Genomic DNA, 17688 nt, shown 5'->3' with positions numbered 1-17688 from the left:
TTGAGCAGTAATTTATGTTTCATCATCAACCCCTGAATAGCTTTTTGGTCCTCATCTCCTCAAGGTTCGAGACGATACGCTGCAGGTCACCTCCGGGGATGCTCACTATGACATCATCATCCCCCAGGCCCATGTACCTCCTTGAGCCCACATCCCCGAATCCATAGGTCACCTTACCTGTGAGGTAGGGGAGTGCTGCCATTGAACTGCATATGGGTCCAGAGTCGGCCCCGAGGCCATGTGAACCTGAGTCATAGGCGCTGGCATGGAGGACCTCCATTGCCTGCCTGGCATTGCAGAGGATGAATATGACGTCTGGCTCATATTCAGCAAGTTTAAGGGGGGAGAATATAAGGGCCCTGAAGATACCCGCTTCAATGTTCAGGTTACCCCTCCATGAGCGCTGCACCGCCGGTATGTTCCTGTAGACCCCCATGGGCACAAGGAAAGCGCCGCTTCGCATGTTCGCAGGGAACTCGGATGGATCCCTCAGGCCAGTGTACCTGGCACCCCCCATACACTCCTCCTCATCACTGGTCGCATAGAAAACCTCGCCATTCATTGCCTTCACGAGTTTTTCACAGAACCTTGATTTACCATTCTCCCTTTCAATGTCGGCTGGCTCCCTGACGGACCATTTTATGGCCACAGGTTCATTTTCAAGTTTTAAGAGTTCCTTAAGTTTTTCCCCCAGTTCAATGTGATTCATGGTAACACCACATTTATCTATATCATGACTGTTCTTATTAGTTTTACCAAAAAATTACAAGTCAAATCAAATTCAGACTTTTTAAAGTTTTTGAATGGATATCAAATATAAAAACTTAAATGTCACTATTTGATTTATAATCTTAGATAAATCATTCTCCCAGACCTTCAGTTACATGTTTAATGTGAAATAAACATCAGGTAATATTAACGGGGGTAATATGGCATTAAAGAAAATTTCCCGGATAAATTTTGGTCTCATGTCCCCTGAGGATATAAGGAAGATGTCCGTTACCCAGGTCGTGACACCGGACACCTATGACGAGGACGGGTACCCCATCGAGAACGGGCTCATGGACCCGAGGCTTGGTGTCATAGACCCGAGCCTCAGGTGCAGGACATGCGGGGCCAAGGGTGGTGAGTGCCCCGGGCACTTTGGAAGCATAAACCTTGCAAGACCCGTTATACACGTGGGGTTCGCGGATACAATACACAAGATCCTCAGGTCAATCTGCTGGAAATGCGGCAGGGTCCTGCTTACAGAGGTGGAGATTGAAGAGTACAGGCAGCGGATACTTGAGGCGATGGAGAAGGAGGAGAGCCTCACACCCATAATAGAGGAGATATACACAGAGGCCAGGCGCGAGAAGTGCCCCCACTGTGAGGAGGAACAGGAGGAAATAAAACTGGATAAACCTGTCTCCATCGTTGAGGGTGACTATAAACTTAAAAGCGGAGACATAAAAAAACTGCTAGAAGAAATAAACAAAAAGCAAATCGGCAAAGCAAAAGAACTCCTAGAAAAAGAAGAATATAACCTAACAAAACAAGAAATCGAAAAAATACTAAAAAAAATAGAAGAATCAGCAAAATGCTACTGTATAAAACTAGACCAAGAATATTATTGCCTAACAAAACAAGAAATCGAAAAAATACTAGAACTAGACCAAGATTCTATCAATAACATCATAAACATCCTCAACAAATTATCCGCCAAAAAAACCAAAGAACTCCTAGAAAAAATAAACAAAACAGATACCCTCAAAGTAAAAGAAATAATGGAAAAATATAACCTAACAAAACAAGAAATCGAAAAAATACTAGAACTAGACCAAGATTCTATCAATAACATCATAAACATCCTCAACAAATTCGGCGAAAAAACCAAAGAACTCCTAGAAAAAATAAAAGAAATAATGGAAAAATATAACCTAACAAAAGCAGAAATCGAAAAAATACTAAAAAAAATAGAAGAATTAGCAAAATGCTACTGTATAAAATTCCCTGACAAAAACGACAAAAATTTAATTGATAATATCAGGAATCTCCTTAATAAAAAAGAGAAATTGTCCATCGAAAAAACCAAAGACCTCGTGGGAAAAATAGAGAATATTTTGCGGAGTGTAATGGTTCCAGAAGTAAGGGAACTAGTTGAAAACAAATGTGACCTAACTCAAAAAGAAATCGACAAAATACTGGAAAAAATAGAAGAGTACACCAAAACCTCCGACAAATTCTGCCGTATTAATATAAGAGATGTTAGAAGGGTTCTTGACAGAATAGATTACAAGCTAACACCCAGCGAGGTGAGGGACAGGCTTGAGAGGATAACCGACGACGACGCCCTCATCCTTGGAGTCAACCCCGAGGTTGCAAGGCCCGAATGGATGGTCCTCACAGTCCTGCCTGTTCCACCTGTAACTGTGAGACCATCAATAACCCTTGAAACCGGTGAAAGATCAGAGAACGACCTGACCCACAAACTCGTGGATATCCTCAGGATAAACCAGCGCCTCAAGGAGAACATGGAGGCAGGGGCCCCCCAGCTGATCGTCGAGGACCTCTGGGAACTCCTACAGTACCACGTGACAACCTACTTCGACAACGATGCCGCTGGTGTCCCTCCTGCAAGGCACCGCTCTGGCAGGCCCCTCAAGACCCTAGCCCAGAGGCTCAAGGGTAAGGAGGGGCGGTTCAGGAGCAACCTCTCAGGAAAGAGGGTTAACTTCTCTGCCCGTACAGTCATCTCACCGGACCCCAACATAAGCATAAACGAGGTGGGAGTCCCTGAGATCATAGCCAGGGAGGTCACAGTACCGGTCTACGTTACAGAATGGAACATAGACCGCATGAGAGAATACATAGAGAACGGGCCCGACGTACACCCGGGAGCCAACTACGTTATAAGGCCAGACGGCCGCAAGATAAGGATCTCCACCAAGAACAGAAAGATTATTACTGGGAACCTGAAACCAGGTTACATCGTTGAAAGGCACCTCAAGGATGGTGACATAGTCCTGTTCAACCGTCAGCCGTCACTCCACAGGATGTCCATGATGGCCCATGAGGTCCGCGTCCTACCCTACAAGACCTTCCGTCTGAACCCGTGCGTCTGCCCCCCATACAACGCAGGCTTCGACGGGGACGAGATGAACATGCATGTACTCCAGACTCAAGAATCAATAGGAGATGCAAGGACACTTATGATCGTCCAGGAGCATTTTCTGTCACCAAGGTTTGGCGGTCCTATCATAGGTTCTATAAATGATCATACCTCAGGTTTATATCTGCTGACAAAAAATGCGGAATTTGATGAAGAGGATGCACTCCAGCTACTAAAAAGGGCTGGAATACCATTACCATCCAGAGAGGGTAGGAAATGGAGTGGGAAAGAAATATTCAGCCTTATACTCCCTGATGATCTTAACACGACCTTTAAGGTAGACTCATGCAAAAAATGCAAGGAATGTCTTGAAGAGGAATGTGAACATGATGCTTATGTTATAATAAGAAATGGAGAGCTCAAGGCCGGAGTAATTGATAAAGACGCTTGCGGAGCATTTTCAGGTAAATTGCTTAATAAAATAATAAGAGAATACGGTGCAAAAAAGGCAGGCGAATTTCTGGAATCCTCAATGAGGCTGGCACTAACATTCCTGATGAAAACAGGATTCACAGTAAGCATCAGGGATTTTGAGATTACAGAGAATGCCGAAGATATGATAACTGAAGAGCTCAGAATAGCAGAGTCAAGAATTGACCAGATGGTTGATGCATATGAGAACGGAACACTTGAACTTCTGTCTGATAAAAGCCCTGAGGTGACCTTGGAGATAGAAATAATGGACATCCTTCGGAATGCAAGGGAAACCTCAGAAAAAATAGTGGAAAACTACCTGGGAATGGACTGGAATCATGCATTCATAATGACCAGAACCAGTATTAAGTGCTCCATGATCAACCTCACACAGATATCAGCCTTTCTGGGGCAGCAGTCAGTGAGGGGTGGTCGAATAAGCAGAGGATATAATAAGAGAACACTTCCCCACTTCAGGAAGGGAGAAATCAGTGCAAAGTCCCGTGGATTCATACACTCAAGCTACATGAAAGGCCTAGACCCCATAGAATTCTTCTTCCACGCTATAGGTGGAAGGGAAGGCCTTGTTAATAAAGAAATTCGCTCTTCACAGAGCGGTTACATGCAGAGGCGTCTTGTAAACGCCCTCCAGGACCTCAAAGTCAACGAGGACGAGAAGGTCGTTGACAACAGGGGATTTATAATACAGACAAGATTTGGTGAGGACGGCGTTGACCCTGCTAAGAGCGACTACGGAAAGATCGTGGACCTTGACAGATTAGTGGAGGAAATAAGGATCTCTTCTAAATCGAAGTTTAGTTAGATGATTCCTCAGTTATTTAAAAGAAAGTGGGCGAAAAGATGTTTTTTTTTGCTGGGGACCTCGCGGAATTGAAATATGAAACTTTTATGAAGGTCATGATCATATCTTCACGTATTCCTCCTTTTAAGGGCCCCATACACCCCAATTATGAGCACTGATACCAGGAGAGACACCGCAAGCCATGTGTAGTCATATCCTCCCCTCATTCCCGTGGGTGTAACGTTAACCATTTCAGCGGGCGGTACCACAGCCCTTGAGGGGACCTCACTCACAGCACCTGAAACAGTGTACACAGCTGTTACAGCTGCAGTCTCCATTACACCGCCGTGTTCACCCTCCTTGGGTGGCTTCACAGGTGAAACCCCCTGTATCATGAAGATCACTGTACTGTAGACCACGTTCACTCCATCGGTGGCCCTCACAACCAGTGTGTAAACACCCGGTGAACTTACCGGGCCCCCTGTGTAGAGTTTACCGTTGAGTGTTGCGAACCACCCTTCAAGGTTGTCATCGGCAACTGATATGAGGGGTTTAACTGTACCGGTGTACCTTCCACCACCTGATACTCCTGTAACCCTGATAACAGGTGCCCTGCCATCGTATTTGTAGGTTGAACCGTACTGGTCTATGAGTATGCTGAAGAATTTATAGACACCGGGGGTTATGTTACCGGTCCACTCTGAACCTGAGATGGGGTTTCCATCCTCATCGAGGACCTCAACGGTTATCCTGTAACTGTCTGTGTCAACCCCGAAGGCCTGTATCCTGAGCTCCCCTATACCTGCCGGTATCAACATGACCTGGGGTTCACTGTAGGGGCTGTTGTAGAATGCGCTGGCACCGAAGTCGTTGACTATTCTCTGACCCTCAGGGCGTGTGGGGTCATATCCTATCCTGCGGCCGTCAGGCGCTGTTACGAGGAGTGCCACCGGTGAATGCGCTCCAATATATATGCTTGAGGGTTTACCTGCCGTACCCACCTTTATCAGCGGCAAGAGGTTCATTATGTCTGCAGTGGATGTTAGAACCTCTGGAATGAAGTTACTGCTTCTTTTGAGGTAATCCGTCGCACGAATCTCATAACTGGCTATTGCTTTATCCCATGATTCCCTGTCTGAGGTGGGCCAGTTTCTGACTATTCTTCCTATTTTAACCATAGCATCGTAGAAGTTTCCACCTGAAGCGTACCATAGCCTTGATGCCAGAGCTGGAAGTGATGTATCATAGACCGTGACACTGTCTGAGGGTATTAACTTGAAGGTGTTAACATGACCCAGCCATGCACTATAGAAGCTGTCCTCTGCATTGGCATATGCAAGGGCAACATGTGTTGATGCATGTACATCATCCCATCTGGTGAACTTTGTTGCAAGGGCGAAGAAGACCTTGAATGTTGTTATCACCACCATACCATATGGGTTCTTTGAGATTACTTCAAATACCTTATCTCTTATTATATTAAATGACTGGACCCCAATGTGCTTGATGACCTTTAAAGCGATCTCATTCTGGATGCTGTTTATATCGGCGGATAGCATATCCTCTATTGCCTCATGGGTGCTTCCATAAGTGTATGGCAGGATGGCTTCCAGCTGGGGCCTGTAGGCTTCTGTAACCCTGAGTTGCCACATGCATTTAAATAGAAACTCCCAGAGCTCCCTCTGAAACTGCAGTTCTCCAGTTACCAGCTCCGCTATCTTAAGAACATCCTTAACCACCGTGGCCTGGAATGGTTTGCCTGCCTTCTCTGCCTGCATCTTTCTGAGCTTTTCAACAAGATCATTTACCTTGCTGGAACCTGAAATGCCCATTGAGAACCATGATAGGGCTTGCTGGACTCCTGTGAGTGTGGTGGCGGTTGATCCATCACCCAGGATCATTGCGATCATATCCTTTATGACGTCCTCATCATCTGGGATGGGGGCAGGGTTTGAGAAGAGGTAGCTGAGGAATCTGAGGGCCTCACCACTCCATGTATCTGCCCTGTCCTCAACCCATTCGGTCAGTGAGTCGCTTACAAGTTCAGAGTATCCTGGTATGAATTTGCTGTAGAATGCCTTCCTCTCGGCTGCCTGAAATATCGTATATGCAAGGTCAGGGTCCCCCAATTCATAGTAATTGTCTCCAACCTTCTTCAGGACATGTATCTGAAGCAGAGTTCCATATGTTGATTGAAGCGCTGATCCTGAGGGGAGATATGAGGGTGAGCCACCACTTCCTGCCGCCCAGAGGAGGAATATGCAGTAGTCCTCTCCGTTGTACCTGATGGTCTGCCATATTCTTGCCTCACCAATTCTTGTTTGGAATTCCCATCTGTAGGGATCTGGTTTTGGAAGTATTCTACCGTAAATTGTCCTTATATCTGATCCAATATATCCAAGGTAGTTCCTGAGACCTCCAAGTTCCTCTATGGGCGTGAAGTATCCTTTATTCGTTGAGGTGTCATAATATGCTGTACCATTTATTATTCCTCCCTGAGGGGTTCTTATCTGGAGGGTGTTGCCTGTGAAATTTCTAGGATCTAGTGGAACCTTGAAGTGGGCCCATATAGTGGGTCTAAGCGGAACATTTTCTTCTCTTGGGGATGGGTAAACACTATCCACAACTGATTTGATGAATTCAACATTGTCTATCTTTGAGGATACAGATACCGTTTTTTTCAACACAGAGCTCCAGTCTCTTATACTGCCCTGGAACCAGTTAACTGTCTCCCAGACAAATATAACTCTTATATGACCCCTGTTGAGTCCATGGGGTATCTTTAGAATGTAATTATTCCATAACCTTCCATCTGCGCCTCTGGCTGACGCTACACTGTCGTGGACTATTCCACCCCAGTTCACCCAGGGCGCCTCGTGTTTTGCGTAAAGTATTGCAGGGGGATTCAGGGCGCTAAGGAGATCAAAGCCCAGTATACCTGCGGTTCCATTTACCAGGAGACTGTATCCACGGCCATCATCAAAGTATGCCAGTATGGCACCACCCCATCCCCAGTTAATATTTGTTTCAACAGATATGTCAGTCATCCAGAGTGAGAGGAACTCTGCGCCGCTTGCATCAACGAATGGTGTTTCCGCGACGGTGAATGAGAGCTGCCCCCCCATTGGAAGAAATCTGTTTGATGATCTTTCATTGCTTGTTGTAAGAAGAGCTTTACTGGGTCCATCCATGTCACAGTAACCATAGAGGGCACTGCTTCCAGGGAGGAACCTGCTTGATGGGTCTATTCGCAGCTGATGTGTGTGGTTTCCTGAGTAAACCATGATGTCCGGTATGTACTCATACCTTGGAGTAACTGAGGAAAGGTTCACAGGCACCCTCTCAAGGTGATAGAAGCCTGTTTCAAGGGTGTTTCTGTAGCCCCTTCTATCAATGACAGTTAAACTTACCGTATGCGGACCTTCACTGAACTGCCTCTTTATAATGTATTTGAGGGTACACTGATAGAGCTCCGGCCCGATATTTACATTTGGGATTGAATCTATCTCCTTCCCATCGATTTCAAGTATGAATTTATCGAAACCCCCATCTGAGTTTTCCTGAACATTAAATATCATTGTGAGGGTCTCATTTTCACCGGAAGTCATGCCCATGTCTATCTCAGTTATATCTGGTATGGCTGTTATGGTTGAGAAATGGATCTCATCACTTGCCTCATTCCCTGCCCTGTCCCTCACTGTAACCTTCAGAACATGCAGACCAGAGTTAAGGTATTCGTAGGGTACGGGGTTGTACCCAACAAGAACGCTTCCAAGGGATGCGAGGTAATCATATCCATATGGTGTGTTCCCACTCACAACATCTATATAGGTTCTCTCACTGTAGATGAGTCTGTCTGTGATGTTCTGACCGTCCAGCAACACCTCCAGGTTTGCAGGGTTGGGGGCAGGGTACTTCCTTGACTTATGCATTAGATAGGCCCTTGCAAGACCTGAGCATGTGTTATCGATCAACCTGAAACTAAGGAATGTACCTGGACGTGTCGTATCGTTCTCCCGTGGGTTGATGAATTTTATAACGGGTTTTATGGTATCTACCAGTATTTTATGGGCTACGGTTCTGCTGTTGCCCAGTGTATCCGTGAGGTTGAAGAGAAGGGTGTAGTAGCCGTCTGATGGAACTTCCATATTTACATGGAAACTTGTGGATGAGAAGCTGTAACTCACAGTGCCAGCTGAGGACGTCACATTGAAGCCCCCGATTCCAGCGGGATCTGAAAGGAAGCCTGTTATCTCAGGGTACCTTGTGTTGAAAATGTCCGGTCCGGATATGGTAATTGATGGGCCGGTGCTGTCTATAACCGTTGAGAAATAAACTATGTTTGAAAAATAACCATCCATCCCCACGCCCACCATATGGAAAGATACTGGACCATCAGGGAGCCTGATATTATTTACAGATCCATCCCAGCACTTTGTGATATTTTCATTAAAAGTCCCAATGTTAAGGGGTCCCTCATTGAAGTAGAGATAGACACTACTCAATGGTTCAGTGATATTAGCAAATATATTCATGAACCCGTGGATGGGTGAAAATACAGGGGATACGGAGGCATTGTATATCCGTGGCCCATCCTGATTGCTAATACATATCTTCCACTCATAGTCTGAGTAGAGTCCCTGAAGGTCAAATGCCCTTACCTTGATGGTGTGCCAGCCATCTGATAGTGGCCATCTTCCTGGTTCTGCTGTGACTTCAGACATTATCTGCCAGCTACCTGTTAGAATATTGCCTGTTACAGTCCCTGGAATTACAACTCCATCAAAAGTTATGTCAGAGTAATCAGAGAGACCGTTACCAGGGTCATTGATTAATGTGGCTTTTATGGTTAGGGAGGATGGTTTTCTGAAAAAGCTTCCATCGGCTGGGGTTACAGATGTAATAACTGGTGGATTACTTGTTGGTGGCAGGTACTGGAATGTCCAGGTCGCTGTTACCTCACCCGGCACCTCAACCCTGGCTGTGCAGGGGCCCCTGGGGGGCATTGAGGAGGGTGTGAATATGAGCCACTCCCCTGTCCATGAAAGTATTCCGGGAAGTGGTGTCCCGGTGGCGGCTGTTCCAAGGTAGAGGTTCAGTGTGGCTGCAGCACCATCCCTTCCACCGAAGAGCCTCACACCCACACTCTGAAGTTCCCTGAGGACCTCACCTGGTGAGGGGTACCTGTCCATTACGAAGGTCCTGAAGACAACATCCTGGTGGAGGTGCTCCCCGTTTCCAAGGAAGAAGTAGACAGACTCTGCCCAGCCACTCACATAGGCTGTAAGTACATGGTAGCCTGGTATGATATCGGTGAACTCGAATCTGCCATCGGGGCCCGTGATCATGCTGGCACCATCAAGGAACACCTCACCCTGGAGGAGCCCGGCCCAGCAGAGTATCTGGCCCTCAACCATCGTTGATAGGAGTGGCTGAAGCACCTGATCGTGTTCGATATCCTCTCCAGGTCCAGGGAAGAACCAGAGGTCCCTTACAGGGACGTAAGAGGGCTTTTCAAAGTCCAGGGTGTAGGTTCTCCATGGGTACAGTGACTGGAAGCTGTATGATCCATCTGAACCTGTGAGCACTTCAATTTCAAGGTCAACAAATTCACCGATGTAACGTCTGAGGGTCACGGTGACGCCCCCCATGGGAAGGCCGGTTATGGCATCTGTTACTGTACCATGGATGCCTGAGTATGGACCAGGATACAGTATGATCTCCCTGAATAGGGCTGAGTTTTCCTGGAGGTTAACTTCTTCTGATGCAGGCTCATACGGGTGTAGTGCCGCTGTAAGGTTATATGATCCTGATATGGGGGCGGCTATTTCATACCTTCCCTCAGAGTCTGTGATGGTGGATGCAACTGATGTACCATCCATTAAAAGTTCCACAACAGCCCCCTCCAGAGGTGAGGGGTCCCTGTCAAGGTTCGCATGGAGCACCCTACCATAAACTGAGTTTTTAAGGTGCAGTTCAAAGTCCACAGGGATTATGAGGTTGGGTGCAACCGTTGTGGCCTTACTCACGGTTATATGGCTGGGGCTGGAGGTTGTGAAGATGTAGTTTCCGGCTGGAAGGTCGAAGCTGTAGAAGCCGCTGGAATCTGTGATGTTTGAGATGCTGGGGTAACCTAACCTTGATGCTGTGACGGTTATCCCTGAGAGCGGCTCACCCAGGAAGTTCCTTATGTAACCCTGCACCCTGCCTGTTTCCTCCACATCAAGCTGAAGGGTGAAAATTCTGTTCACAGGTAACTCCCAGGGCATAATATCCACGGTGAGGTTCCTGTAACCATCCTTTGAGAATACGAGCCTCATGAGGTTGGCTGTTGTTGCGTAAAGGTTACAGGAAAATTTACCTGAGCCATTTGTCCTTACTGAACTCCATACAACCTGCTGGTCTGCGTTTATGTAGATGAGGTCCACCTTAACATTGAATACTGGAACCCCCACGTCATCAACCACGGTACCCTTTATCTCAAGAGGAACTGTAGTTGGAACCAGTGTGACATTGACAGTCAGGTTCCGGTCCTCTGTGAGGGTGTACCAGTAGCCGTCCCAGTAGTAGTAGTTAGTGGGGTAGATGCAGACATTCCAGTACTCTGAGGCCGGGCAGTGTTCAAATACAGCAAGACCATCTGCACCTGTGGTGCCGCTGAACCTGTCCGGACCATAGAGGTAGACGGTTTCACCGGCCACAGGGTTGCCATTAATGTCAGTAACATTAACCGTGATATTTGAGGGCCAGAGGTCCAGGTGGATGTCCTGGGTTGTGACACCCTCACCCATTAACAGGTAGATGTCTGCGTCACGGTAGTGTGACAGGTAGGTTTTGAGGTGACCTGAGAGGCCTGATACCAGTTCAGGAAAATTCTGGGTTGTGAAGATGTAGAACCCCTCTGAATTCGTGTCGCCCCATATGGATGTGTATCCAGGGTGTGTGTCAGGCCAGAAGTTCAACCTGACACCCCGTAGCGGTGCGCCCATTGAGTCATAGACGTGACCCTGCAGTGTCACAGGAAGCCCCATCCTTATGAGCCTCACAGTCAGTGACTCGCTGCTACCATCAGTGATTGTGAAATTACCGGTGACCGGTACATAGCCGTAGGGCCCCATGGTGTAGGTCCAGAGGCCATCGGGGATGTGGTTGAAGAGTGCAACCCCATCCGCCCCGGTGACCCTGTAGAGGTAGGCGGGTCCATCAAGCTGGATGCCCACTCCACTCAGCGGCTCTCCATCCCAGTTCACTACCTTGAAGGATGCTGAGCCGTCATAGTAGCCCATAACGATGTTATGAACATTTTCAGATGACATGTTCAGGGCTATGACCGCATGGTAGGGTCTGTAGAGTGGGTGATACGCGCGGATGTCATATGTGCCTGTATCTGAGGGTCCAACACCATAGAAGAGGTAATGGCCTCCCTCATCAAGACCCGCTGTCAGCTCAACAGGTTCACCATTCTGGGTGTAGCTGAGGGTAACATCCACGTATACGATGTTATCATCGGGGTCACTCACATAACCCCCCAGTGTGGTTTCATGTTCAAGTTCAATTTCCCTGTAATCCCCTGCCTCAGGGACTGTGAAGGTCTCAGCGTAGGGTTTATACATCCACATCTGCACACTGAGTGTCACAGGAACACCTGATGTGAGGAGGGGGTGGTCATCTGTGCTGAAGGCGTACTCCCCACTGGAAGTGGTGTACCTGCTTAACCGGAATGAGCCTGATTCAAGGACAACCTCGGCGCCCTCAATGGGTATTCCCCTATCAACCACGGTTCCCCTAACCTCAACCGGAAGCCCGAGCCTTATGAGTTCAATGCTGAGGGTGTTTTCACCATCAACAACCTGAATTGTTCTGGTTTCAGGGGCGTAGAGTGGATGTGAAACATGAAGGGTGAGTTCTCCTGTTTCGACGGCCAGTTTAACTGAGCCATCCTCACCGGTGTATCCCTCCATTCCAGCGAATGAGATAACAGCATCTTCAACGGGCTCCCCACTTGAGTTGGTGACCTTAACCGTGAGGAGCGCCCTCTCATTCAGGATTATGTTAAGTGAGATTTCATCACCTGGCTGCAGGGTGAGGTCACTGCTCCAGGGGTGGTAACCATATGCATCCACAGTTACCCCCTTCACGAGGGGGACCTCATCCTCTCTGAACTCAAAGTAGAAGTTACCATAGGGGTCGGTGTACTCTGTGCGGTTCTCGCCCTCAAGAAGGACTGTTACAGGGATACCTGATGGCAGGGTTTCCTGGCCCCTCACAGTGCCCCTGAGGGAGGTGCGGTACTCCATTTCAAAATCAAAGCGTGATGATTCACCACGGTCCATGAGGATGTTGTACCTCTCTGTGAAGAGGTCTCCGCGGAAGGCCACGAGAGCAAGGTAGGCCTGTATTACTCCGGGGTGTTCATCAAAGTATCTGCCGTAGTTCACCATGTATCTGCCAGCGGAATCTGTGTAGTTCTCTGCAATGGTGACGTCCAGCTGGTCACGGACCTCAACGATGACGTTCTCCAGTGGCGCGCCGGAGGCGTCATGGATTGTGCCGTAGAATGAGTTGGGGTATGCAAGTTCAAAGTTAACCTCGAGGGGTTCATTCACGTCAAGAATAAGTGATGATGGGGTGTAATTTTCGGCTGATGCCACAATTTCATAGGTGCCTGGAGGTAGAATAAGGTTGTAGGTTCCCGATGAACTGGTGGTGTTCTCTGCAACTGTCGCACCACCCTGAATGGCCTTAACGGTTGCATTTTCAATCGGGTCCCCATTCCAGGACTTCACTGTCCCGTATGGGTCAATGCCGGGCGGCGGTATTGCCGAGTCGTTGAGTTCAGCGGCGGAAGTTGAGCCTGCCAGGGCAAATAAAGTGAGTAAAAGTATAAGAATTGCAAATCCAGTGCATGCAGCTTCTTTTAAGGAGGATGTTCCATAAAGAAAATCCTTCAAAATTTACCCCCCCCAGAACCCCTTTAATGATTATATTATTCTATCTAGCTGTATTTAAAATTTTTTAATTTAAGATTAAAAAAATAAAATTTCTTAAATCGATTTTTCATATAAAAAGAATTAGAGTAATATTAAAATTCATAAAACTTAGACATTTCACCTCAAACCGGCATATGAGAGTATTTCCTCTGTTTTCTCCCCCAGTATCTCCGAGGCCCTCTCCATGCACTCCTCAATCACGTATTCAAGGTCCTCATCACCGGCCCAGTACTCCTCCAGGAACCCGTACCCGTGCCTGGATGCAATTTCCTCAATAACCACGGCGCAGAGGTACACGTCGTCTATGTATCCATGTGGACCATAGATCTCCTCGGGTATCACATCGTAGGGGGCCACCAGGTAGCCCATGGCAGCGGATATCCTCAGCCGCTCATCACTCCCCAGCTCATCATTCCTTAGCACGTCAGCCAGCAGCCGGAAGAGATCCGGGGCGTAGTCCACTATCTTCTCATATTCTCCACGGTAACTGTTAATGTTCTCCCGTAAAACATCATAGAAATGCGTGAAATCCATAAGAAACACCTCAATCACCCATATGCGTAAATTCCATCAGCTATACCCCACAGAAGTTCCTGAATACACACCTTGAGCAGAACTGATTCCTGCGGGGCTCGAAGCACTCACTCCTTATTTTCTCAACTGTCTCCTCTATCCTCTCCCTCACAGTGAAGTTGGGGTCGGAGTCAAATGACATCCTCATGGAGTCCCTTATTGCGTATGCAGAGAGCCTGTCAAAATTGTATCTGTCCCTCAGTGCATACTCATAGGTCCTGAGCTGGTATTCGAGTCCCATCCTCTCAATCCCCCCATGTTCCCGGGCCTTGAAGTCCACAAGCTCCAGTTCACCCTCAGAGTTCCTGATGATGAGGTCGGTCCGACCCTCAATTATTATATCATCGTCGGGTATGGAGAATGGCTCCTCCACCGATACAACCTCCGCTATATGGTCCCTGCTGTCATGGTAGTAGTTGAGGAGTTCCCTTTCAAGGCGCCTCTTTTTCACCTCATCGTCTCTCCCCATGGGTATCCAGCACCTTTCAACGAGTTCCCTTATGAATGCCCCGTTTATGTCCTCTGAATTCTTCATTGCAAGGTGTAACTCTTCGAGGCACCTGTGGAGTATGATACCGTAGCGCTGCATGAATGTTTCAGGGTAGACAAAGCCGTAATGGTAGATCATCATGTACCTGAAGGGGCACTCCTCGTAGGTGAAGAGGGCCGAGAAGTTGATCCTCAGGGGCTCCTCTGACCACTCCCTCTCAAGGCACCCCTCAATGGATGTGCACTCACACTCGTATATCCCGCACTTCTCCCTTAACTCGGTGATGTATGGGGAGATACCCACCTTCCTCGTGTTGATTCTGGGTGCGGTGGAGATGATCAGTGCGTCCTGTGCCCTCGTCATTGCAACGTAGAAGAGCCTACGGTCCTCATCCTCGGGTTCCCCAGATGAGAGAAGCAGTTCCTGGGGGATGGGCACCAGTTCCTTTCTCCTTCTCTTTATACCAGGGAACCTTCCTTTTATGACCGAGCAGATGAACACAACCGGGAACTCAAGGCCCTTTGCCTGGTGGACTGTCATCACCTTCACTGATGCCGGGTCCTCCAGGACGGCCTCGTCGTGGTGGAGGTGCTGGGGGAGGAGGTATAGGTACCAGAGGATGTCCTGTATCCTGGCCCCCGGCTTTATTGTCTCATACTTGTCTATGAGTGAACTGAGCTTTGCAAGGTTGAATATCCTTGCCCTGCTCTTGTCACTACCATCAAGGAGGAGTCTTCTGAGGTAACCTGTCACCTCCAGTATCCTGTAGAAGGTCTGAAGGACACTCAGTGAGCCCTCTTCAATTTCCTCCCGGATCCTGTTGAGGCCGAGTATCTTCTCTGCATCCTCACCCCTGATACCCGCAGCCTCGAGTTCCTGGATTGAGGTGAAATCCGAGAGTTTCACATCCCTATCAAGGGATTCAAGGGCCTCCAGTGTTTCCCTACCCAGATCAAGGAAGTCGCCCTAGAACATGGAGATGTTCCACCAGCCACCCCATCTTCCACTGAATTTATCGTCGTAATCAGGGGGGTCCACGTAGGCCAGGAAGTAGAGCATCCTCCTTACCTCGTACCTTTTGAGGAATGACCCGTCACCGCGGACTATGTAGGGGATCCCCTCCCTTCTGAGCTCCCTCAGTACCTTGTCTGCATGGTAGCGCACGCTCCTGAATAGAAGTGCAACGTATCCATAGTCGGGGATTTTGCCTGTGGATTTGAGTTTCTTTATTAAGGATACTATGTTTCGGGCCTCGGAGTTAACATCACGGCTTTTGAGTATCACAACGTCTGTTCCGCCGCCCCTCACAGGCTTTATGGTTTTCCTGTAGTGCCTCTCCCCCCTCATGAACCTGTCGGCTGTGAGCACTATCCCGGCCCTTGACCTGAAGTTGTCCTCAAGGAACACCACCTCTGCATCGTATTTGTCCCTGAACCTTATGAAGTTCTCGGGGGTGGCGCCCCTGAACCCGTAGATGCTCTGGTCCTCATCCCCAACAACGCATATGCTTGATTCGGGCCCTGCTATCCTCCTGAATATCTTCTCCTGGATGGGACTCGTGTCCTGGTACTCGTCGATCATTATGTACCTGTATTTATTTCTGACAGATTCAAGAACATCCTCGTTTGATTTAAGGAGGAGGCAAACCTCCTTTTCAAGTCCAGGGAAGTCTATCTTCTTCTCATCCCTTAGGGCCTTCAGGTATTGGCTGTAGCAGGCTGCCATGCCATGGTATCTCCTCTTATCAGGGTAACGTTTTTTGAGGGCCTCCCTGAGTTCGTCAGGGTCCACGCAGTTCTCGGTGCACCTGTTGAAGAATTCGATTGCCTCATGGACCTCACCCATATTCATGAAGCTGTTGAGGCCGATCCTGTAGAAGACCGATCTGAGGAACATCAGCTGGGACTCCTCGTCCAGGATCTCAAATCCGGCTCCAAGGTCATGTTCCTCGGGGTGCTCCCTGAGTATGGTGCTGCAGAATGAGTGTATGGTTGATATCTGCATGAGTTCGGCGTCCAGTCCAACGCAGTTTATGAGCCTTGACTTCAGCTCATCTGCCGCCTTCTCTGTGAAGGTTATAACAAGTATATTCTCCGGGCTAACACCCTTTCTTTTAACAAGGTAAGCTGTCCTCTCAACAAGAACCCTTGTTTTCCCGGCGCCGGGTCCTGCCACAATTACAAGTGGCCCGTCGGTCTTCTTAACGGCTCTCTTCTGGCTCTCTGTACACGCCTCCCCTTTCCTGCAGAGTGATCCTGTCATCGTGACTGTTTCATAGATTGGGTGGTGAATATATTAATGTTTTCCCCGGTAACAGTGCAGCAATCCCGGTGGTGATATTCTAGTCACCGATTTCTCAAGATGTGTTTTCCTGTGTAACTTTATTAGCTTACCACAGACATACAATCTACAATGAACCCTGCGGACCCCATCCTCAACGCATTCCTTGCAACTGTCTTCACCTGGCTCATGACACTTGCAGGGGCGGCCCTGGTTTTTCTGCCTGTAAGGGCTGAGAGGAAACTCCTTGACTCCTCACTTGGCTTTGCAGCGGGTATAATGATCGCTGCAAGTTTCTGGTCGCTCCTGGTCCCTGCAATTGAACTTTCAGCCCTCAACGGGTATGCCGAGTGGTTACCGCCGGCCCTTGGTTTCCTTGCAGGGGGACTCTTCCTTTCAGGTGTGGATAAGATCATACCCCACCTTCACCCTGGATGCGACCCTGAGGATGCAGAGGGGCTCCCCACCACCTGGAAGAGGAACAGGCTCCTTCTTCTTGCCGTTGCCATACACAACATCCCGGAGGGACTTGCGGTTGGCGTTGCCTTCGGGGCCGCTGCAGCCACAGGTGAACTTGCAGCCCCCATCACCCTGGCCCTGGGTATAGGTATACAGAACCTGCCTGAGGGGGCCGCGGTCTCCCTGCCACTGAGGGGTGAGGGTTTATCCGAATGGAGGAGTTTCACCTACGGCCAGGTATCGGGTCTAGTTGAGATCCTCGGGGGTCTTGCAGGCGCTATTCTGGTTTACTCATTCTCATGGGTCATGCCCTACGCCCTGGGCTTTGCTGCGGGTGCCATGATATTCGTTGTGATAGAGGACATCATCCCCGAGTGCCAGAGTGGTGGTAACACGGACCTTGCAACGGTATCAGCCCTTTTAGGCTTTGTTCTCATGATGATACTTGACCTGGCCCTTTCCTGAAATTTTTTCAGAAATTACCCTGGAAGGATATTCACTATCACATTTTATTAGGGATGTCCTACAT

At 48.4% G+C, this 17688-nt stretch carries 6 protein-coding genes and 1 pseudogene; 2 read left to right on the top strand and 5 right to left on the bottom strand.

The window, feature by feature from the left end:
- Window positions 1–25: 25 nt before the first annotated feature.
- On the bottom strand, window positions 26–709 hold the full coding sequence (locus tag FVF72_RS09130) for a DUF169 domain-containing protein (protein ID WP_147671946.1): 684 nt from the start codon (window positions 707–709) through the stop codon (window positions 26–28).
- Between the two features lie 220 nt (window positions 710–929).
- Between FVF72_RS09130 and FVF72_RS09120 the strand changes: the two genes are divergently transcribed.
- Window positions 930–4388 carry a DNA-directed RNA polymerase subunit A' gene (locus tag FVF72_RS09120; protein ID WP_255503729.1) on the top strand — a complete coding sequence of 1153 codons (3459 nt, stop codon included), beginning with the start codon at window positions 930–932 and terminating at the stop codon, window positions 4386–4388.
- A gap of 107 nt (window positions 4389–4495) precedes the next feature.
- On the opposite strand, the gene FVF72_RS09115 is transcribed toward FVF72_RS09120, so the two are convergent.
- The 4 genes and pseudogenes from FVF72_RS09115 to FVF72_RS09105 form a co-directional block, all read right to left on the bottom strand.
- Window positions 4496–13318, bottom strand: coding sequence for a carboxypeptidase regulatory-like domain-containing protein (locus FVF72_RS09115; protein ID WP_147671945.1), 8823 nt, complete (start codon window positions 13316–13318; stop codon window positions 4496–4498).
- 156 nt (window positions 13319–13474) lie between these two features.
- The gene (locus FVF72_RS09110; RefSeq protein WP_147671944.1) at window positions 13475–13891 is read right to left on the bottom strand and encodes a YkvA family protein; all 417 of its coding nucleotides are present in this window, start codon (window positions 13889–13891) and stop codon (window positions 13475–13477) included.
- A gap of 40 nt (window positions 13892–13931) precedes the next feature.
- Window positions 13932–14783: a PD-(D/E)XK nuclease family protein gene (locus tag FVF72_RS09475; protein ID WP_255503828.1), complete on the bottom strand. Its 852-nt coding sequence runs from the start codon at window positions 14781–14783 to the stop codon at window positions 13932–13934.
- Window positions 14757–16682, bottom strand: a pseudogene (locus FVF72_RS09105) (ATP-dependent helicase); the annotation flags it as partial. The gene FVF72_RS09475 and the pseudogene FVF72_RS09105, both read right to left, overlap by 27 nt.
- Before the next feature lie 150 nt (window positions 16683–16832).
- On the opposite strand from FVF72_RS09105, the gene FVF72_RS09100 reads away from it, so the two are divergent.
- Window positions 16833–17624, top strand: a complete 792-nt coding sequence (locus FVF72_RS09100) for a ZIP family metal transporter (protein WP_147671943.1) — start codon at window positions 16833–16835, stop codon at window positions 17622–17624.
- The last annotated feature ends 64 nt before the right edge of the window (window positions 17625–17688 follow it).

The organism is Methanothermobacter sp. KEPCO-1, from assembly GCF_008033705.1.
Taxonomy (GTDB): Archaea; Methanobacteriota; Methanobacteria; order Methanobacteriales; family Methanothermobacteraceae; genus Methanothermobacter; species Methanothermobacter marburgensis.
This window is presented reverse-complemented; position numbering and strand designations above follow the sequence as displayed.